Below are 18,904 nucleotides of genomic sequence, written 5' to 3'. Positions count from 1 at the left end.
CAATAAACAAACTGCCGCAAAATGCGGCAGATTCGCAATTCAGCGAAGCGTTACAGACGTCCCAGATCGTTGACCAAGGCTAACAACATCACCCCGACCACCAAACTGATACCGATCTGTATCCCCCAACCCTGCACCCGATCCGACAAGGGGCGACCACGCACCCACTCGACGAGATAAAACAACAGATGCCCCCCATCCAATACTGGAATGGGCAACAAATTCAGAACTCCTAGGCTAATACTCAGATAAGCCAGGAAATTCAGGAAATCAGCAACGCCCGACTGGGCAGAAGCGCCCGCCACTTTAGCAATGGTTATCGGTCCACTCAAGTTTTTTACCGAGAGCTCGCCGAACAACATTTTCTTCAGCGAATCGAGGGTCAGCACACTCATGGTCCAAGTGCGTCTTGCACCTTCGCCAATTGCAGCCAACGGCCCGAAGCTGACCTCCCGCACCATCGATGGCGGCCATTCGACACCTTTGACCCCGGCACCCAGGTATCCGCCGGCTGCCTTGGCCTCTCCACGCACCGCGAGGGTAACAGGGACGTCGATTTGAGCACCGTCGCGCTCAACTTTCAGCACAATTTTCGTATCAGGACGTACACGAACCAGATCGACCACTTGCTGCCAGTCACCTAGCACCTGACCATCCAGGGCCAGCAAACGATCACCGGTCTTCAGGCCGGCGGCCTGGGCCGGCCCCTTCGGATCGAGCTCAGCCAACACCGGCGGCAGTGCCGGGCGCCATGGACGAATGCCGAGGGACTTGATCGGATCAGGCTCATCAGCGCCCTTGAGCCACTTGTCCAGGACCAGCTCGCGCGGTGTCTCGGCCGTGGAGCCCTGCTCGCGCACCACCAGTTGTACGGTGCCGCTCTCACCCAGGCGGCGAACCAACTGCAGATTGACCGCCCCCCAGCCTGTAGTAGGCTCGCCATCAATAGCAACAATTTCCTGCCCGGCGCTCAAACCGGCCTTGGCGGCGATGCTGCCCGCCTCCACCGCACCGATGACCGGCCGCACTTGCTGGCTGCCCAGCATTGCCAGGACCCAGAAGAACACCATGGCCAGCAGGAAGTTGGCGATCGGGCCGGCAGCCACGATAGCGATCCGCTGACGAACGGTCTTGCGATTGAAAGATTGATCCAACTGATCAGCCGGCACTTCGCCTTCGCGCTCGTCGAGCATCTTGACGTAGCCACCCAGGGGAATAGCGGCAATCACGAATTCGGTGCCCTTGCGGTCGTGCCAGCGCAGCAGCGGCATGCCAAAACCCACGGAAAAACGCAGGACTTTGACGCCACAACGGCGCGCCACCCAGAAATGACCGAATTCGTGGAAAGTGACCAGCACACCCAGAGCAACCAGGGTGCCGATAATCATGTAGAGCGCACTCATCTAATCTCTCCGCATTCCAATCCAGCGCCTGCCGACTAACCTGCGTGGCGTTTCAACCATTGCTCGGCCAAGACCCGGGCCTTGGCATCCGCCTCGAACACGGCGCCCAAATCATTCACGGCAACCACCGGCTCAAGGCTCAAAATTTCCTCGATGATACTCGCGATCTGTGGAAAGCGGATGCGCCGATCAAGAAACGCAGCAACCGCGACCTCATTCGCCGCATTGAGCATCGCCGGAGCGCTGTTGCCCGCCTCTGCCGCCTCACGTGCCAGGCGCAGGCAAGGGAAGCGCTGATCATCCGGTGCTTCGAAATCCAGGCGGGCAATAGCAAACAGGTCCAGAGGCGCCACACCCGAGTCAATCCGCTCTGGCCATGCCAGGGCATTGGCAATCGGCGTGCGCATGTCCGGGTTGCCCAACTGGGCCAGCACCGAGCCATCCACGTAGTCGACCAGGGAATGAATCACGCTTTGCGGATGAATCACCACTTCGACCTGATCGGCGCGAGCATCAAACAACCAGCAGGCTTCGATCAGTTCCAGGCCCTTGTTCATCATGCTGGCCGAATCCACCGAGATCTTGCGCCCCATCGACCAATTGGGATGAGCGCAAGCCTGATCGGGAGAGACGTGCTCCAGCTCGGCCAGCGGCGTCTGACGGAACGGGCCGCCAGAGGCTGTCAGCAGGATACGCCGTACGCCGACCTGGCTCAGGCCGCGGGCAAAATCGCCCGGCATGCACTGAAAAATCGCGTTGTGTTCGCTGTCCAGCGGTAACAGTACCGCTGCGCTCTTGCGCACGGCCTGCATAAACAGCGCGCCGGACATGACCAGCGCTTCTTTATTGGCCAACAGGATCTTTTTGCCAGCATCCACCGCTGCGAGGGTTGGACGCAAACCCGCGGCGCCGACAATAGCAGCGACCACGGTATCCACTTCAGAGGCAGCGGATACCTGGCACAAGCCCTCCTCACCGACCAACACCTGGGTCGACAGACCCGCAGCCCGCAGATCGTCCTGCAAACCACGGGCAGCGGTCCCATCCGGCACCACTGCGAACTGCGGCCGGTGCCGCACGCACAGCGCCAACAGCTCGCTCAAGCGACTGAAGCCGGTCAGGGCAAATACCTGGTAGCGCTCAGGGTGACGGGCAATCACATCCAGCGTGCTCAATCCGACCGAGCCGGTTGCCCCCAGCACGGTTACCTGCTGCAGGCGGCTCACGAAGCGGCCATCCACAACAATACGGCAAACACCGGGATCGCCGCCGTCAGGCTGTCGATGCGGTCCAGCACACCGCCATGGCCCGGCAGCAGGTTACTGCTGTCCTTGATGCCAGCCTGGCGCTTGAACATGCTTTCGGTGAGGTCGCCGACCACCGAGATCAGTACGACCACCGCCGCGCCCATCAGGGCCAGGAGGATTTGTTTGCCCCCCCAATCACGCATAACGCCAACAACCAGGGTAATCAACAACGTCAAGGCCAGCCCGCCGTATACCCCTTCCCAGCTCTTGCCGGGACTGACCGCAGGGGCCAGCTTGCGCTTGCCAAAGGCACGGCCGGAGAAGTACGCACCGATATCCGCGCCCCAGACCAGGACCATCACCGCCATGATCAACCAGTTGCCCAGGGCCATATGCTTGATATAGACCAGGCCCTGCCAGGCCGGCAGCAGGATCAGCAGGCCGATCACCAGCTTGCAGGCGACGCTGGACCACTTGCTGCTGGTCCGCGGGTAGGTCAATACGAGGAATGTCGCCAACGCCCACCACAGCACCGCCGCCCCGAGCACCCAGGGTGCGACATCCGGCAGGATGTACATCAGGAACAGCAACAACGCGACAACGGCGGCGTACACCACCCGCGGCAGTTGTTCGGCAAACCCTGCCAGGCGCGCCCATTCCCAGGCGCCCAGGGTCACGACCAGACCAATGAACAGCGCAAAGCCTGCGCCTTCGAGCAGGAAAAACCCGCACAGGGCGATCGGCAGCAGGATCAGTGCTGTGATGATTCGTTGTTTAAGCATTAAACCCGGGCTCCAGCTTCGATCTGCTCGCTCGTTTTACCGAAGCGACGCTGACGGGAAGCGAAATCGGCCAGCGCATTACGCATGGCATCGTGTTTGAAGTCCGGCCAGAACAGGTCGGAGAAGTACAGCTCGGTATAGGCCAACTGCCACAACAGGAAGTTGCTGATGCGGTGCTCGCCACCGGTACGGATGCACAGGTCCGGCAACGGCAAGTCGCCGGTCACCAGACAGGTTTGCAACAACTCGGGCGTGATGTCTTCCGGCCGCAGATGACCGGACTGCACTTCACGCGCCAGGCGCTGGGCGGCCTGAGCAATGTCCCACTGCCCGCCATAGTTGGCGGCGATTTGCAGGACGAAGCGGTTGCTGCCAGCAGTGATAGCCTCGGCCTCACGCATGGCCGTCTGCAGTTCCGGATGGAACCGCGAGCGATCGCCGATGATACGCAGGCTGATGTTGTTGTCGTTCAGACGCTTGGCCTCACGACGCAAGGCCTTGAAGAACAGGTCCATCAAGGCGCTGACCTCTTCGGCCGGGCGCTGCCAGTTTTCACTGGAGAAGGCAAACAAGGTCAGCACCTCGACCTTGGCCTCGGCACACACCTCGATCACGGCCCGTACCGCATCGACACCCGCTTTATGCCCGGCGACACCCGGCATAAAGCGTTTTTTCGCCCAGCGATTATTCCCATCCATGATGATCGCGACATGGCGCGGCACCACAGAGGGCACAGTCTGCTTGGTCTTTTCCATGAAGGCGTCCTGACCCCTTATACGGCCATCAGGTCCTTTTCTTTCTCTTCCGTGGCCTTGGTGATCAGGGCCTCGGATTCCTTGGTCAACTTATCGATATCGGCGATTGCACGACGCTCTTCGTCTTCGCTGATTTCTTTGTCCTTGACCAGCTTCTTCAGGTCACCCAAGGCATCGCGACGGATGTTGCGCACGGCAACACGAGCATCTTCAGCTGCGCTGCGCGCCTGCTTGGTGAAGCCCTTGCGGGTTTCTTCGGTCAGGGCCGGCATGGAGATCAGCAGCAACTCACCCAGGTTGGTCGGGTTGAGGTTCAGGCCAGCGCTCTGGATAGCCTTGTCGACGGCAGCGAGCATGTTGCGCTCGAAGGCCACGACCTGCAGGGTGCGCGAGTCTTTTACGGTCACGTTGGCCACGCCGCTCAGCGGGGTGTCGGAGCCGTAGTAAGGCACCATCACGCTGCCCAGGATGCTTGGGTGGGCCTTGCCGGTACGAATCTGGCCAAACGCGTGGTTCAGAGACTCCAGGGATTTTTGCATACGCGCTTGGGCGTCTTTCTTGATTTCATTGATCATTGTTGGCCTTCCTCGATCAGAGTCCCTTCTGCGCCGCCGTGTACGATATTCAGCAGGGCGCCGGGCTTGTTCATGTTAAATACGCGCAGCGGCATCTTATGGTCGCGGCACAGGCAGATTGCCGTCAGGTCCATCACACCCAGCTTGCGATCCAGCACTTCATCATAAGTCAGATGATCGAACTTCTCGGCATGCGGGTCTTTGAATGGATCGGCAGTGTAGACACCATCGACCTTGGTGGCCTTGAGCACTACGTCGGCATCAATTTCGATGGCACGCAGGCAGGCAGCCGAGTCGGTGGTGAAGAACGGGTTGCCGGTACCGGCGGCAAAAATCACCACCTCTTTGGCATTCAGGTGGCGCATGGCTTTGCGGCGATCATAATGATCGGTCACACCCACCATGGAAATGGCCGACATCACGATGGCCGAGATGTTGGCACGCTCCAGGGCGTCGCGCATGGCCAGGGCGTTCATCACAGTGGCCAGCATGCCCATGTGGTCGCCAGTGACCCGATCCATGCCAGCAGCACTGAGCGCGGCGCCACGGAACAGGTTGCCACCACCGATCACCAGGCCGACCTGGACGCCGATACCGACCAGTTGGCCGACTTCCAACGCCATGCGGTCAAGCACCTTGGGATCGATCCCGAACTCTTCCGAGCCCATCAGGGCCTCGCCGCTAAGCTTGAGTAGAATGCGTTTATAGCGAGCCTGATAACCACTGCCCTGCTGAGCCATTGCGAATCTCTCCTGCGGCGTATTTTTAAAAAATTCTTGGCGAGCCGTTTACGGCTTGCGTTCACTCTAGCTGGACGCTGTCACAGCGCCATCGGAACACGGCTTTGTAAGCCAGTTCCAAAGGGAAGCCAAATAAAATTGAGCATCCCATTTGAAAAGAGGCTGCGCGCGTGAGCGGGCAGCCTCTCTTGGGCGACAGTTGAAAACTGTCTTATTGCTTAGCGGCAGCCAGCTGGGCAGCAACTTCTTCAGCGAAGTTGTCGACCGGCTTCTCGATGCCGTCGCCTACTTTGAAGTAGGTGAAGGAAACGATTTCAGCACCGGCTTTCTTGGCCAGCTCGCCAACCTTGATTTCAGGGTTCTTGACGAACGCCTGCTCAACCAGGCTTGCTTCGGCCAGGAACTTGCTGATACGGCCTTTGACCATGTTCTCAACAATGTTTTCTGGCTTGCCTTTGATTTTTTCTTCGTTCAGCTGCAGGAACACAGCTTTTTCGCGCTCGATCGCTTCGGCAGAAACTTCCGAAGGCAGCAGGAACTCAGGGTTGCTGGCCGCTACGTGCATAGCGATGTCTTTGGCCAGTTCAACGTTGCCGCCCTTGAGGACAACTGCAACACCGATCTTGTTGCCGTGCAGGTAACCACCGACAACATCACCTTCAACGCGCACCAGACGACGGATGTTGACGTTTTCGCCAACCTTGCCGACCAGTACCAGACGATCAGCTTCTTGAGCGGCGATCAGCGGAGCGGCGTCAGTCAGTTTGTCGGCGAACGCTTTTTCAACGCTAGCAGCAACAAATGCCTTGAAGTCGTCCTGCAGAGCCAGGAAGTCGGTCTGCGAGTTCACTTCCAGCAGAACGGCAGATTTACCGTCTTCCTTCAGAGCGATAGCGCCTTCAGCAGCGACGTTGCCTGCTTTCTTGGCAGCCTTGATCGCGCCCGAAGCACGCATGTCATCAATGGCTTTTTCGATGTCGCCGTCAGCCTTTTCCAGGGCTTTCTTGCAATCCATCATGCCTTCGCCAGTACGCTCACGCAGTTCTTTAACCAACGCTGCAGTAATTGCTGCCATTTTCAAATTCCTCTTGGATAGGTTTTCAACCATTCCACCCGACTTGTACGGGCGTTCAATTCTTCCCGAACCACCCTTGTTAACCGCTGCACGTTACAGATGCTGTAGCTGTGCCGCTCACAAATGGTTTTCGAGGTGGCAAAAAGGGGGCCAAGCCCCCTTTTTGCTTACTGAGTCAACGCCAGGGCGTCAATTACTCAGCTGCAGCGACCGGTGCTTCTTCAGCAGCGAACTCTACGGTGCCGCCGCCAACATTGTTGCGGCCACGGATTACAGCGTCAGCCATCGAACCCATGTACAGCTGGATAGCGCGGATTGCGTCATCGTTGCCTGGGATGATGTAGTCAACGCCTTCCGGGCTGCTGTTGGTATCGACTACGCCGATAACCGGGATACCCAGCTTGTTGGCTTCGGTGATCGCGATGCGCTCGTGATCAACGTCGATAACGAACAGTGCGTCAGGCAGACCGCCCATGTCCTTGATACCACCCAGGGAACGATCGAGCTTTTCCAGGTCACGGGAGCGCATCAGCGCTTCTTTCTTGGTCAGCTTGGCGAAAGTACCGTCTTCGGCTTGCACTTCAAGGTCACGCAGACGCTTGATGGAAGCACGGATGGTTTTGAAGTTGGTCAGCATGCCGCCCAACCAGCGGTGATCGACGTACGGCGAACCGCAACGTGCTGCTTCTTCAGCAACGATCTTGCCAGCGGAACGCTTGGTGCCGACGAACAGAATCTTGTTTTTGCCCTGGGCCAGGCGCTCTACGAAAGTCAGAGCTTCGTTGAACATTGGCAGGGTTTTTTCAAGGTTGATAATGTGGATCTTGTTACGCGCGCCGAAAATGTATTTACCCATTTTCGGGTTCCAGTAACGGGTCTGGTGACCGAAGTGCACACCGGCCTTCAGCATATCGCGCATGTTGACTTGGGACATGATAGTTCCTTAATAAGTCGGGTTTGGCCTCCACGTATCCCAATGACCAACCAGCGGCTTCAAGGCCTCCGGCACCCAGGTCATCGTGTCGACACGTGTGTGGATTTAAGCTTTGCGGGGTATCCCCGGAAAGCGGCGCATTTTATACCACAGCATCGGCAAAAACGAAACCCGCAATCGCACTTGCTTGCCGCCAGCGCCACCCAAGCCATTGAATCGGGTGAAAATACCCACACCTTATAGAGAGAAGCGATAGCCAGACACTCATGGTTTACACCTTGCGTCTGTTAGAATCGCGTTTTTTGGGCTTGTGCGAACGCTGCACCTTTTTGTCGCACGCCCGTAAACCGTATTGATTTCAGCGCGTCGCGCTAGAGAGAGCCTGTATGACCGTTACCCTGAAAACCGCCGAAGACATCGCTGGTATGCGCGTTGCCGGCAAACTGGCGGCCGACGTACTGGAAATGATTGCCGAACACGTCAAGCCCGGCGTCACCACCGAAGCCCTGGACCGCATCTGCCATGACTATATTGTCGACGTGCAGAAAGCCATCCCCGCGCCGCTGAACTACAAAGGCTTCCCCAAGTCGATCTGCACCTCGATCAACCACGTGGTCTGCCACGGCATCCCTGGCGACAAGCCGCTCAAGGACGGTGACACGCTGAACATCGACGTCACCGTGATCAAGGACGGCTATCACGGCGACACCAGCCGTATGTTCCATGTCGGCAACGTGCCGGTGTGGGCTGAGCGTCTGTCCCAGGTCACCCAGGAATGCATGTACAAGGCCATTGAGCTGGTCAAGCCGGGCTGCCGCCTGGGCGACATCGGTGAAGTGATCCAGAAGCACGCGGAAAAGAACGGCTTCTCGGTAGTCCGTGAATTCTGCGGCCACGGCATCGGCAAAGTGTTCCACGAAGAGCCACAGATCCTGCACTACGGCCGTGCCGGCACCGGCATGGAGCTCAAGGCAGGCATGACGTTTACCATCGAACCGATGATCAACCAGGGCAAGGCCGACACCAAGGTGCTGGGCGACGGCTGGACGGCCATCACCAAGGACCGCAAGCTCTCGGCGCAGTGGGAACACACCCTGCTGGTCACCGAGACGGGCTATGAGATCTTCACCCTGCGCGCCGACGACACGATTCCCCGCGTTTCGGCCTGATGCTTGCAGCGGGCTTTCCAGATAGCAATGTTGTGACCTACACCTAGATAGAAAGGAAAGCCGATCAATGCCCCAGGTGGATCCCGAACTCTTCGACCGTGGCCAGTTCCAGGCGGAACTGGCGCTGAAGGCCAGCCCCATAGCAGCCTTCAAGAAGGCCATCCGCCAGGCCCGCGAGGTGCTCGACGAGCGCTTTCGCAGCGGCCGGGAGATTCGCCGGCTGATCGAGGATCGCGCCTGGTTCGTCGATAACATCCTGCAAAAGGCCTGGGAGCAGTTTGATTGGAGCGAGGACGCCGACATCGCCCTGGTGGCAGTCGGCGGCTACGGCCGTGGCGAACTGCACCCCTACTCCGATATCGACCTGCTGATCCTGCTGGACAGCGCCGACCATGAGATCTTTCGTGACTCCATCGAGCGTTTTCTGACGCTGTTGTGGGATATCGGCCTGGAGGTCGGCCAAAGCGTGCGTTCGGTGGCTGAATGCGCCGAAGAGGCCCGCGCCGACCTGACCGTGGTCACCAACCTGATGGAAAGCCGCACCATCTGCGGCCCCGAGCGTCTGCGCCAGCGCATGCTGGAAGTCACCAGCACCGCGCATATGTGGCCGAGCAAGGAGTTCTTCCTGGCCAAGCGCGCCGAGCAGAAAGCCCGGCATCACAAGTACAACGACACCGAATACAACCTGGAACCCAACGTCAAGGGCTCGCCCGGCGGGCTGCGGGATATCCAGACCATTTTGTGGGTCGCCCGTCGCCAGTACGGCACCCTGAACCTGCGGGCCCTGGCCGGCGAAGGTTTTTTGGTGGAGAGCGAAAACGCCCTTCTGGCCTCGTCCCAGGAGTTCTTGTGGAAGGTGCGCTACGCCCTGCACATGCTGGCCGGACGCTCCGAAGACCGCCTGCTGTTCGACCATCAGCGCTCCATCGCCACCCTGCTGGGCTTCGAGGGCGAAGACGCGAAGACCAGCATCGAAAGCTTCATGCAGCAGTACTACCGGGTGGTCATGAGCATCGCCCAGCTCAGCGACCTGATCATCCAGCACTTCGAAGAAGTAATCCTGGCCCCCGAAGACGAAGCGCCGCCGCAACCGATCAACGCCCGCTTCCAACTGCACGATGGCTATATCGAGGCACGTAACGACAACGTGTTCAAACGCACGCCGTTTGCCATGCTGGAAATCTTCGTGCTGATGGCCCAGCAACCGGAAATCAAGGGCGTGCGCGCCGATACCATCCGCTTGCTGCGGGAAAACCGTCACCTGATCGACGACGAATTCCGCCACGACATCCGCAACACCAGCCTGTTTATCGAGCTGTTCAAGTGCAAGGTCGGCATTCACCGCAACCTGCGGCGCATGAACCGCTACGGCATCCTCGGGCGCTATCTGCCGGAGTTCGGCTTTATTGTCGGGCAGATGCAACACGACCTGTTCCATATCTATACGGTCGACGCCCACACCCTGAACCTGATCAAACACCTGCGTAAGCTGCAATACACCCAGGTGTCAGAGAAATTCCCGCTGGCCAGTAAGCTAATGGCCAAGCTGCCCAAGCCTGAACTGATCTACCTGGCCGGCCTGTATCACGATATCGGCAAGGGCCGGCATGGTGACCACTCGGAAATCGGCGCAGTGGATGCCGAAGCCTTCTGCCAGCGCCACCAGTTGCCGCAGTGGGACAGCCGCCTGATCGTCTGGCTGGTGCAGAACCACCTGGTGATGTCCACCACCGCCCAGCGCAAGGACTTGTCCGACCCGCAGGTGATCCATGACTTTGCGCAGATCGTCGGCGACGAAACCCGTCTCGACTACCTGTACGTGCTGACCGTCTCCGACATCAACGCCACCAACCCGACCTTGTGGAACTCGTGGCGCGCCAGTCTGTTGCGCCAGCTCTACACCGAGACCAAGCGCGCCTTGCGCCGCGGCCTGGAGAACCCGGTGGACCGCGAAGAGCAGATCCGCCGCACCCAGAACGCAGCCCTGGATATCCTGGTGCGCGGCGGCAACGACCCGGACGATGTCGAGCAACTCTGGTCGCAGTTGGGGGATGATTACTTCCTGCGCCACACCGCAGGCGACGTGGCCTGGCATACCGACGCGATCCTGCAGCAGCCGGCCGACGGCGGCCCATTGGTGCTGATCAAGGAAACCACCCAGCGCGAATTCGAAGGCGGCACGCAGATCTTTATCTATGCGCCGGACCAGCATGACTTCTTCGCCGTGACCGTGGCCGCAATGGACCAGTTGAACCTGAACATCCATGACGCGCGGGTCATTACCTCCAGCAGCCAGTTCACCCTCGACACCTATATCGTGCTCGACACCGAAGGCGAGTCCATCGGCGACAACCCCGAACGCGTGAAGAAGATCCGCGAGGGCCTGACCGAGGCCCTGCGCAACCCGGACGACTACCCGACCATCATCCAGCGCCGGGTACCGCGCCAGCTCAAGCACTTTGCCTTTGCGCCTGAGGTGACGATCCACAACGATGCCCAGCGCCCGGTGACGGTACTCGAGCTCAGCGCCCCCGATCGCCCTGGCCTGCTGGCGCGGATCGGCGGGATTTTCCTGGAGTTTGACCTGTCGTTGCAGAACGCCAAGATTGCCACCCTGGGCGAGCGGGTCGAAGACGTGTTTTTTATTACCGATGCCGACAACCAGCCACTGTCCGACCCTGAACTGTGCCGCCGCTTGCAGGACGCCATCGTCGCGCAATTGAGCGTGAATCAGGAGCCTGGCGCGGAGCTGTCCAGAATAACCATTTGAGTTGAATTTAATTTCCCTGTGGACGCGGACCTTGTAGGGGCTGGCTTGCCTGCGATGCGGGCGGCGCGGTGTATCTGGTACACCGAGGCGATGCCATCGCAGGCAAGCCAGCTCCCACAGGGCCGCGCTCAACGATAGAGGCCCCGATGAACAACGCCCTGAACCAACTGCAACCCTACCCGTTCGAGAAATTGCGTGCCCTGCTGGGCAGCGTCACACCAAACCCGGACAAGCGCCCGATTGCCCTGTCCATTGGTGAACCCAAGCACAAGTCCCCGGATTTTGTTGCCCAGGCCCTGGCCAACAATCTGGATCAGATGGCGGTATACCCCACTACCCTGGGGATCCCCGCGTTGCGCGAGGCCATTGCCACCTGGTGCGAACGGCGTTTCGACGTGCCCAAGGGCTGGCTGGACCCGGCGCGCAATATCCTGCCGGTCAATGGCACCCGCGAAGCCCTGTTCGCCTTCACCCAGACCGTGGTCAACCGGGGTGACGATGCCCTGGTGGTCAGCCCAAACCCGTTCTACCAGATCTACGAAGGCGCAGCGTTCCTCGCCGGGGCCAAGCCGCACTACCTGCCGTGCCTGGATGAAAACGGCTTCAACCCGGATTTCGACGCGGTCTCAGCCGATATCTGGAAACGTTGCCAGATCCTGTTCCTGTGCTCCCCCGGCAACCCGACCGGCGCACTGATCCCGGTCGACACCCTGAAAAAACTGATTGCCCTGGCCGACCAGTACGACTTCGTGATCGCCGCCGACGAGTGCTACAGCGAGCTGTACTTCGACGAGCAAACTCCGCCGCCAGGCCTGCTCAGCGCCTGCGTCGAGCTGGGCCGCCAGGACTTCAAGCGCTGCGTGGTGTTCCATAGCCTGTCCAAGCGCTCCAACCTGCCGGGCCTGCGCTCGGGGTTTGTGGCCGGAGATGCGGAAATCCTCAAGGCCTTCCTGCTGTACCGCACCTACCACGGCTGCGCGATGCCGGTGCAAACCCAGCTGGCAAGCATCGCCGCATGGCAGGACGAGGCTCATGTACAGGCCAATCGTGACCTGTATCGGGAAAAATTCGACGCCGTACTGGCGATTCTCAAGCCGGTACTCGACGTGCAAAACCCCGATGGGGGCTTCTACCTATGGCCGAACGTCGAGGGCGACGATGCCGCGTTCTGCCGCGATTTGTTCGCGGAAGAACATGTGACCGTGGTGCCGGGCTCGTACCTGTCGCGGGAAGTGGATGGCTTCAATCCAGGGGCCGGACGGGTGCGCCTGGCATTGGTTGCGCCATTGACCGAATGCGTTGAAGCCGCCGAACGGATGCGCAACTTTATCCAGCGTCGTCGTTGATGACAGGGGCCGCTCCCGCCCGGGAGCGGCCTGCGCGTTGAGATCGCGCAAGGGCAACAGGGGTAAGTCAGCCCACTCGGCTATTTCTGGGTCCCCAGGTTGGCCTCACTCATATCCAGGTCAGCCAGCACTTCGCGCAGCACGTCATCGCCAATCTGGTGGTGACGGCTCAGGCTATACAGCTCCAATCGCTGCGCGCGCAGGGCCTTGAGCCGTAACTTGCGCTCCAGATGATCCATCTGCAGCGCCAGCGCCTGGGCTTCGGCCGAGTCATTGAACACCTCCAGTTGATGGCGATATTCCGACATGATCCGTGCCTTGAGCTCTGCCGCGAGTGCAGCCTGGGCCGCATCCAGGGGCGCCGCGTCGGCGGCCTCCTCTGCTTCGAGGGCATGAATCGCGGCTTCGGCGGTTTTCTTCCAGGCATCACGCACCTCGCCGCGCCGCTTGTCATCCGGGCTCTTCTCGATCCCCCGCAACAACAAGGGCAAGGCGATACAGGCGGCGACCAATGACAACAGGATTACCCCGGCGGCAATGAAGATCAGCAGGTCGCGCTCGGGAAACGCCTGGCCAGGCGCCATCAGCAACGGTACTGACATCACACCGGCCAGGGTCACCGCCCCGCGCACCCCGCCAACCGTCAACAGCCAGCAGGACCGCGCGGTGGGCACCAGTGTCAGCTCACTTTTACCGCGCAGGCGACGCAGCAGACCGGACAGACGCCAAATGCTCTGTACCCAGATAAACCGCAACACCAACAACACCAGGAAGATCGCGATCACGTCCAGGCAGCGATAGAACAAGGTCGGCCACAGCGTGGTTTCGTGACTGGTCACCGCCTTGATGATGTCCGGCAACTGCAGGCCCAGCAGCAGGAAGATCAAACCGTTGAAGGCAAACTCCAGCAACGACCAGACACTGCGATTGAGCAAGCGTGTACTGGTTTGGCGTGGCAGCAGGTCCAGCCAGCTCTGCATCATGCCCGCCGCCACGGCCGAGAGAATCCCCGAGGCGCCCAGGCGTTCAGCCAACACATACGCCGCAAACGGCAGCAGCAACATAAACACCACATGGGTCGCCGGATCATCCCAGCCCCGGGCAATCATCCAGGCCCGCAGGCGCCCCACCAGCCAGCTCAAGGCTACGCCAATGGCCAGGCCACCGACCGCCACCAGCACAAATGTCAGGCTGGCATCGGCCAGGGAAAATACCCCGGTCAACGCGGCCACCAGGGCGAACTTGAAGGTCACCAGGCCCGACGCATCATTCATCAAGGCCTCGCCCTGAAGCATGTGCATCAAAGGCGTGGGCAAGCGGTTCTGGGAAATCGCCGACACCGCCACCGCATCCGTCGGCGACAACACTGCCGCCAGGGCGAAAGCCACCGGCAAGGGAATGCTCGGCAACAACCAGTGGATAAAGTACCCGGCGCCCACCACGGTAAACAGCACCAGCCCCACGGCCAACGTCAGGATCGGCCCACGCAGGCGCCACAGCTCACGCTTGGGCATGCGCCAGCCATCGGAGAACAGCAACGGCGGCAGGAACAGAAACAGAAACAATTCAGGGTCCAACGCCACATGCAGCCCCAGGGTCGGCCACGCCAGCAAGGCACCAGCGCCAATCTGCACCAACGGCAACGGCAAAGGGATCACACGCCCGACCAGACGCGAAACGCTGACCAGCATCAGCAGGATAAGAACGGTGTAGGCGGTTTGCATAAAGCGGGGTTCCTGGACAATCGACTTGCAATGACACACTTGAGGCAACAACGCGCCTTTGAAGTGCCATATTAGCTGCCTATGCTGTTGCCGGGCTTTTGCACATAAGTCGCACCTCGTACCGTAAGGAGTGACGAGCGGCACCCAAACTGTTTTGTCGTGGCATAATCCGTGATCGTTTGTTTTCAACAGCCCAAAGGGGGCAGTTCCTTGACCGATTCAAGCAAAACATTGCACCTTTTTGGCATCAAAGCCTGCGACACCATGAAAAAGGCCCGTACCTGGCTCGATGAAAATGCCATCAGCTATGAGTTTCATGACTACAAGACGGCCGGTATCGACCGCGAACACTTGACCCAATGGTGCAATGAGCACGGTTGGCAGGTGGTTTTAAACCGTGCAGGCACGACCTTTCGCAAACTCGAAGACGAACGCAAAGCCGATCTCGACCAGGCGAAAGCCGTTGAACTGATGCTCGCACAACCCTCGATGATCAAGCGCCCAGTGCTCGATCTCGGTGACAGAACCCTGATTGGCTTCAAGCCAGATAGTTATTCGGCGGCCCTCAAGTAGGCCAGCCACTTCATTTTTGTAGAGGTAACAGCATGTCCAATTCCCTGTTCAGCCTGGGCTTCGGCGTCGGCACCCAGAACCGCCAAGGTGCTTGGCTGGAAGTGTTTTACGCGCAGCCATTGCTCAACCCTTCGGCCGAAATCGTCGCTGCCATCGCGCCGATCCTTGGCTACACCGAAGGCAACCAGGCGATCACCTTCACCATTGCCCAAGCCTCGCAACTGGCTGATGCACTGAAAAATGTAGATGCCACCCAGGCCGCCCTGCTGACCCGCCTGGCCGAAAGCCACAAGCCGCTGGTCGCCACGTTGTTGGCCGAAGATGCCGCACTGACCTCCACCCCTGAGGCCTACCTCAAGCTGCATCTGCTCTCCCACCGCCTGGTCAAGCCCCATGGCCTGAGCCTGGCGGGTGTGTTCCCGCAACTGCCGAACGTAGCCTGGACCAGCCAGGGTGCGATCGACATCGGCGAACTGGCCGAGCGCCAACTGGAAGCGCGCCTGCGTGGCGAGCTGCTGGAAGTGTTCTCGGTGGACAAGTTCCCGAAAATGACCGACTACGTGGTCCCGGCCGGCGTGCGTATCGCCGATGCCGCACGTCTGCGCCTGGGTGCCTATGTGGGCGAAGGCACCACCGTGATGCACGAAGGCTTCATCAACTTCAATGCGGGCACCGAAGGCCCGGGCATGATTGAAGGCCGTGTATCGGCTGGCGTCTTCGTCGGCAAAGGTTCGGACCTGGGCGGCGGTTGCTCCACCATGGGCACCCTGTCGGGCGGCGGCAACATCGTGATCAAGGTGGGCGAAGGCTGCCTGATCGGCGCCAACGCCGGTATCGGTATCCCATTGGGCGACCGCAACACCGTGGAATCGGGCCTGTACGTGACTGCCGGCACTAAAGTGGCGCTGCTCGATGAGCAGAACCAACTGGTCAAGGTGGTCAAGGCCCGTGAACTGGCTGGCCAGCCGGACCTGCTGTTCCGCCGTAACTCCGAGACCGGTGCCGTGGAGTGCAAAACCCACAAGTCGGCCATCGAACTGAACGCAGCGCTGCACGCTCACAACTAAGCAGCGACTCGATGCCACCGGAACCGGCCGTGCCTTGCAGCACGGCCGGTTCATATGAGTCTTGAACCCATGCTTGTGCCCTCGCCCTGGCGCGCCGATTTCCCGGCCATCGCCACCTTGCAACGGCAAGACCAGACCTATCTGGACAACGCCGCTACTACGCAAAAACCTCAAGCCCTGCTGGACGCCCTTGGCCATTACTACGCCAATGGCGCGGCCAATGTGCACCGTGCCCAGCATTTGCCAGGCGCCCATGCGACCCAGGCGTTCGAGGACAGTCGCAGCAAAGTGGCGCAATGGCTCAACGTCGGTGACAGCGGGCAGATTATCTTTACCCACGGCGCGACGTCTGCGCTGAACCTCCTGGCCTATGGCCTGGAGCACCTTTTCAACCCGGGCGATGAGCTTGTCATCAGCGCCCTGGAACATCACGCCAACCTGCTGCCCTGGCAGCAACTGGCCAAACGCCGCGAGCTCACGCTGGTGGTGCTGCCCCTCGACGATGAGGGTTTGATCGACCTGCAAGCCGCCGCCACGATGATCGGCCCACGCACCCGCCTGCTGGCGGTGAGCCAGTTGTCCAACGTGCTGGGCGTCTGGCAGCCGTTGCCGCAGTTGCTGGCACTGGCCAAGGCCCACGACGCCTTGACCGTGGTGGATGGCGCCCAGGGCATCGTCCACGGCCGCCATGACGTGCAGGCCCTGGGCTGCGACTTCTACGTATTTTCCAGCCACAAACTTTATGGTCCGGACGGCGTCGGCGTGCTTTACGGCCGCACCGAAGCCCTGCATCGGCTGCGCCACTGGCAGTTTGGCGGCGAGATGGTGCAGCAGGCGGACTACCACAGCGCCAGCTTCCGTCCGGCGCCCCTGGGCTTCGAGGCGGGTACACCACCGATTGCCGGGGTGATTGGCCTGGGGGCGACCCTGGATTACCTCAACTCCCTGGATCAACAGGCGGTGATCGCCCACGAAGCGGCACTGCACGACTACCTCTTGCGCGGTCTACAGGCACGCAAGGGCGTCCATCTGCTGGGCTCGCCGCAAGTCGCCCTGGCCAGCTTTGTGGTAGAGGGCGTGCACAACGCCGACCTCGCCCACCTGCTGACCGAGCAGGGCATCGCGGTACGCGCCGGTCATCACTGTGCGATGCCTTTGCTCAAGAGCCTGCATCTGTCAGGGGCGATCCGGGTTTCCCTGGCGTTGTACAACGACTCCGATGACCTGGAGCGTTTCTTTGAAGCGCTGGATCAGGCCCTGGACATGCTGCGATGAGCCTGCCCGCAGATGCACGTGTCGCGTTGCAGGCCTTTCAGGCCGTCGGCAGCTGGGAGCAACGCGCGCGCTTGCTGATGCAATGGGGCGAGCGGCTGCCGGCGTTGGCGGCTGAGGACAAGGTCGACGCCAACCTGGTGCAGGGCTGTGAAAGCCTGGTGTGGCTGGTGGGATGCTTGCGCGATGGCCATTGGCAGTTTGCCGCCAGCAGTGATGCACGCTTGATTCGCGGGTTGGTGGCGTTGCTGCTGGCGCGGGTCAATGGGCTGTCGGCGGAGGATTTACAGGCGGTCGACCTGCCCGACTGGTTCAACCAGTTGGGGCTTTCCCGCCAGTTGTCGCCATCGCGCAGTAATGGCCTGAATGCGGTCCTGCAGCGCATGCGCCAATTGAGCCAAGCACAAAACTGAATGTGGGAGCTGGCTTGCCTGCTCCCACACTTTGATGGATGTCCAGCCGTGAGATTCAGGCGGGCTTGACCCGCTCGGACGGCCTGCGCACCCCAGCCACAATCTTGTCCACCGCCTTGGTCGCCGCGACCATGCCAAAAGTCGCCGTCACCATCATCACCGCGCCAAACCCGCCGGCGCAGTCCAGCTTGACGCCATCACCGACAAAACTCTTTTGCAAACAGATGCTGCCATCGGGTTTGGGATAGCGCAGTTGTTCGGTGGAGAACACGCAAGGCACGCTGTAGTGCCGAGTCACGGTGCGCGAGAACCCGTAGTCGCGGCGCAGGGTGGAGCGCACTTTCGAGGCCAGCGGGTCGTTGAAGGTGCGGTTCAGGTCGCACACCTGGATCAGCGTCGGGTCAATTTGCCCGCCGGCGCCGCCGGTGGTGATGATCTGGATTTTGCGCCGCTTGCACCAGGCAATCAGCGCCGCCTTGGCGTTGACCGCGTCGATGCAGTCAATCACACAGTCGATGGTCGGCGTGATGTACTCGGCCATGGTGTCGCGGGTTACGAAGTCCGCCACCGCGTGTACCGTGCAAGCGGGGTTGATCGCACGCAGGCGTTCGGCCATCACTTCGACCTTGGGCTTGCCCACCGTGCTGTCCAGGGCGTGCAACTGACGGTTGCTGTTGCTGACGCACACGTCGTCCAGGTCAAACAGCGAAATCTCGCCCACCCCGCATCGGGCCATAGCTTCAGCGGCCCACGAGCCGACACCGCCCACGCCGACGATGGCCACATGGGCCGCTTTCAAGCGTTCCAGGCCTTCTATGCCATACAAGCGGGCGACGCCGGCAAACCGTGGATCTTCTGTACTCATGACCATTACCCCAAAAACCGGCGCGCATTATAGGGCTACGCAGCGATAAGTTCTAAGCTACAAGCTATAAGTAAAGAACTTACCGACGCTTTCGCTGCCCAATGCCCGGTTTTTCCTGGCTTGCTGTACGCAGAGTGCAGGGCCGATGGTAGGATGCGCGCCGTTCGGCGTACACCAACACGTCTATTCGTTCC

The 18,904-nt window shown here is 60.4% G+C and carries 17 protein-coding genes; 7 read left to right on the top strand and 10 right to left on the bottom strand.

Annotated elements, in window-relative coordinates; all coding sequences use genetic code 11:
- Positions 1-50: 50 nt before the first annotated feature.
- From rseP to rpsB, 8 genes are all read right to left on the bottom strand, one after another.
- Positions 51-1,403 (bottom strand): sigma E protease regulator RseP, encoded by a 1,353-nt coding sequence (gene rseP / locus PSFL_RS05175; protein WP_170059940.1) that lies wholly within the window; start codon positions 1,401-1,403, stop codon positions 51-53.
- 35 nt (positions 1,404-1,438) lie between these two features.
- Entirely contained in the window at positions 1,439-2,629 is a 1,191-nt protein-coding gene (gene ispC, locus PSFL_RS05170) for a 1-deoxy-D-xylulose-5-phosphate reductoisomerase (protein WP_057958695.1), read from the bottom strand.
- On the bottom strand, positions 2,626-3,432 hold the full coding sequence (locus tag PSFL_RS05165; RefSeq protein ID WP_057439903.1) for a phosphatidate cytidylyltransferase: 807 nt from the start codon (positions 3,430-3,432) through the stop codon (positions 2,626-2,628). The genes ispC and PSFL_RS05165 overlap by 4 nt, the downstream gene beginning before the upstream one ends.
- On the bottom strand, positions 3,432-4,187 hold the full coding sequence (gene uppS, locus PSFL_RS05160; RefSeq protein WP_315492582.1) for a polyprenyl diphosphate synthase: 756 nt from the start codon (positions 4,185-4,187) through the stop codon (positions 3,432-3,434). Before uppS ends, PSFL_RS05165 begins: the two co-directional genes overlap by 1 nt.
- A gap of 17 nt (positions 4,188-4,204) precedes the next feature.
- Entirely contained in the window at positions 4,205-4,762 is a 558-nt protein-coding gene (gene frr / locus PSFL_RS05155; RefSeq protein ID WP_057439907.1) for a ribosome recycling factor, read from the bottom strand.
- Entirely contained in the window at positions 4,759-5,502 is a 744-nt protein-coding gene (gene pyrH, locus PSFL_RS05150; protein ID WP_003172271.1) for a UMP kinase, read from the bottom strand. The genes frr and pyrH overlap by 4 nt, the downstream gene beginning before the upstream one ends.
- Before the next feature lie 211 nt (positions 5,503-5,713).
- Positions 5,714-6,577 (bottom strand): translation elongation factor Ts, encoded by an 864-nt coding sequence (gene tsf, locus PSFL_RS05145; protein WP_003172264.1) that lies wholly within the window; start codon positions 6,575-6,577, stop codon positions 5,714-5,716.
- A 193-nt stretch (positions 6,578-6,770) separates the two neighbouring features.
- The gene (rpsB, locus tag PSFL_RS05140) at positions 6,771-7,511 is read right to left on the bottom strand and encodes a 30S ribosomal protein S2 (RefSeq protein WP_029297291.1); all 741 of its coding nucleotides are present in this window, start codon (positions 7,509-7,511) and stop codon (positions 6,771-6,773) included.
- A gap of 386 nt (positions 7,512-7,897) precedes the next feature.
- Between rpsB and map the strand changes: the two genes are divergently transcribed.
- The 3 genes from map (at position 7,898) to dapC (ending at position 12,796) form a co-directional block, all read left to right on the top strand.
- Positions 7,898-8,680 carry a type I methionyl aminopeptidase gene (map, locus tag PSFL_RS05135; RefSeq protein ID WP_032858167.1) on the top strand — a complete coding sequence of 261 codons (783 nt, stop codon included), beginning with the start codon at positions 7,898-7,900 and terminating at the stop codon, positions 8,678-8,680.
- A 67-nt stretch (positions 8,681-8,747) separates the two neighbouring features.
- Positions 8,748-11,450, top strand: a complete 2,703-nt coding sequence (locus PSFL_RS05130; protein ID WP_115127527.1) for a [protein-PII] uridylyltransferase — start codon at positions 8,748-8,750, stop codon at positions 11,448-11,450.
- A gap of 146 nt (positions 11,451-11,596) precedes the next feature.
- Positions 11,597-12,796 carry a succinyldiaminopimelate transaminase gene (dapC, locus tag PSFL_RS05125; protein ID WP_170059939.1) on the top strand — a complete coding sequence of 400 codons (1,200 nt, stop codon included), beginning with the start codon at positions 11,597-11,599 and terminating at the stop codon, positions 12,794-12,796.
- 80 nt (positions 12,797-12,876) lie between these two features.
- Here dapC and PSFL_RS05120 read toward each other — a convergent pair whose 3' ends face one another.
- On the bottom strand, positions 12,877-14,520 hold the full coding sequence (locus tag PSFL_RS05120; protein WP_057439913.1) for a Na+/H+ antiporter: 1,644 nt from the start codon (positions 14,518-14,520) through the stop codon (positions 12,877-12,879).
- A gap of 264 nt (positions 14,521-14,784) precedes the next feature.
- Here PSFL_RS05120 and PSFL_RS05115 point away from each other — a divergent pair, with 264 nt between their 5' ends.
- The 4 genes from PSFL_RS05115 to PSFL_RS05100 all read left to right on the top strand — a co-directional run bounded on the left by PSFL_RS05115 (position 14,785) and on the right by PSFL_RS05100 (position 17,845).
- Positions 14,785-15,093 (top strand): arsenate reductase, encoded by a 309-nt coding sequence (locus PSFL_RS05115; protein ID WP_232545463.1) that lies wholly within the window; start codon positions 14,785-14,787, stop codon positions 15,091-15,093.
- Positions 15,094-15,125: 32 nt separating this feature from the next.
- Entirely contained in the window at positions 15,126-16,160 is a 1,035-nt protein-coding gene (gene dapD / locus PSFL_RS05110) for a 2,3,4,5-tetrahydropyridine-2,6-dicarboxylate N-succinyltransferase (protein WP_057439915.1), read from the top strand.
- A 69-nt stretch (positions 16,161-16,229) separates the two neighbouring features.
- Entirely contained in the window at positions 16,230-17,435 is a 1,206-nt protein-coding gene (locus tag PSFL_RS05105; protein WP_057439916.1) for an aminotransferase class V-fold PLP-dependent enzyme, read from the top strand.
- Positions 17,432-17,845: a SufE family protein gene (locus PSFL_RS05100; RefSeq protein WP_397469782.1), complete on the top strand. Its 414-nt coding sequence runs from the start codon at positions 17,432-17,434 to the stop codon at positions 17,843-17,845. Before PSFL_RS05105 ends, PSFL_RS05100 begins: the two co-directional genes overlap by 4 nt.
- A gap of 55 nt (positions 17,846-17,900) precedes the next feature.
- On the opposite strand, the gene tcdA is transcribed toward PSFL_RS05100, so the two are convergent.
- A complete protein-coding gene (gene tcdA, locus PSFL_RS05095; RefSeq protein ID WP_057441812.1) occupies positions 17,901-18,710 on the bottom strand; it encodes a tRNA cyclic N6-threonylcarbamoyladenosine(37) synthase TcdA in 810 nt (269 codons plus the stop codon).
- Positions 18,711-18,904: the final 194 nt, after the last annotated feature.

Origin of the sequence: Pseudomonas sp. DD1 (assembly GCF_044510355.1) — a bacterium.
Lineage (GTDB): Bacteria > Pseudomonadota > Gammaproteobacteria > Pseudomonadales > Pseudomonadaceae > Aquipseudomonas > Aquipseudomonas shahriarae.
The sequence above is the reverse complement of the archived record's forward strand: the minus strand, read 5'-3'. Positions and strand labels throughout refer to the sequence as shown.

Bases quoted from the DNA above. Each gene is read 5' to 3' on its own strand.
- rseP (WP_170059940.1), bottom strand. From the start codon at position 1,403: ATGAGTGCGCTCTACATGATTATCGGCACCCTGGTTGCTCTGGGTGTG.
- PSFL_RS05165 (WP_057439903.1), bottom strand. From the start codon at position 3,432: ATGCTTAAACAACGAATCATCACAGCACTGATCCTGCTGCCGATCGCC.
- uppS (WP_315492582.1), bottom strand. From the start codon at position 4,187: ATGGAAAAGACCAAGCAGACTGTGCCCTCTGTGGTGCCGCGCCATGTC.
- frr (WP_057439907.1), bottom strand. From the start codon at position 4,762: ATGATCAATGAAATCAAGAAAGACGCCCAAGCGCGTATGCAAAAATCC.
- pyrH (WP_003172271.1), bottom strand. From the start codon at position 5,502: ATGGCTCAGCAGGGCAGTGGTTATCAGGCTCGCTATAAACGCATTCTA.
- tsf (WP_003172264.1), bottom strand. From the start codon at position 6,577: ATGGCAGCAATTACTGCAGCGTTGGTTAAAGAACTGCGTGAGCGTACT.
- rpsB (WP_029297291.1), bottom strand. From the start codon at position 7,511: ATGTCCCAAGTCAACATGCGCGATATGCTGAAGGCCGGTGTGCACTTC.
- map (WP_032858167.1), top strand. From the start codon at position 7,898: ATGACCGTTACCCTGAAAACCGCCGAAGACATCGCTGGTATGCGCGTT.
- PSFL_RS05130 (WP_115127527.1), top strand. From the start codon at position 8,748: ATGCCCCAGGTGGATCCCGAACTCTTCGACCGTGGCCAGTTCCAGGCG.
- dapC (WP_170059939.1), top strand. From the start codon at position 11,597: ATGAACAACGCCCTGAACCAACTGCAACCCTACCCGTTCGAGAAATTG.
- PSFL_RS05120 (WP_057439913.1), bottom strand. From the start codon at position 14,520: ATGCAAACCGCCTACACCGTTCTTATCCTGCTGATGCTGGTCAGCGTT.
- PSFL_RS05115 (WP_232545463.1), top strand. From the start codon at position 14,785: ATGAAAAAGGCCCGTACCTGGCTCGATGAAAATGCCATCAGCTATGAG.
- dapD (WP_057439915.1), top strand. From the start codon at position 15,126: ATGTCCAATTCCCTGTTCAGCCTGGGCTTCGGCGTCGGCACCCAGAAC.
- PSFL_RS05105 (WP_057439916.1), top strand. From the start codon at position 16,230: ATGCTTGTGCCCTCGCCCTGGCGCGCCGATTTCCCGGCCATCGCCACC.
- PSFL_RS05100 (WP_397469782.1), top strand. From the start codon at position 17,432: ATGAGCCTGCCCGCAGATGCACGTGTCGCGTTGCAGGCCTTTCAGGCC.
- tcdA (WP_057441812.1), bottom strand. From the start codon at position 18,710: ATGAGTACAGAAGATCCACGGTTTGCCGGCGTCGCCCGCTTGTATGGC.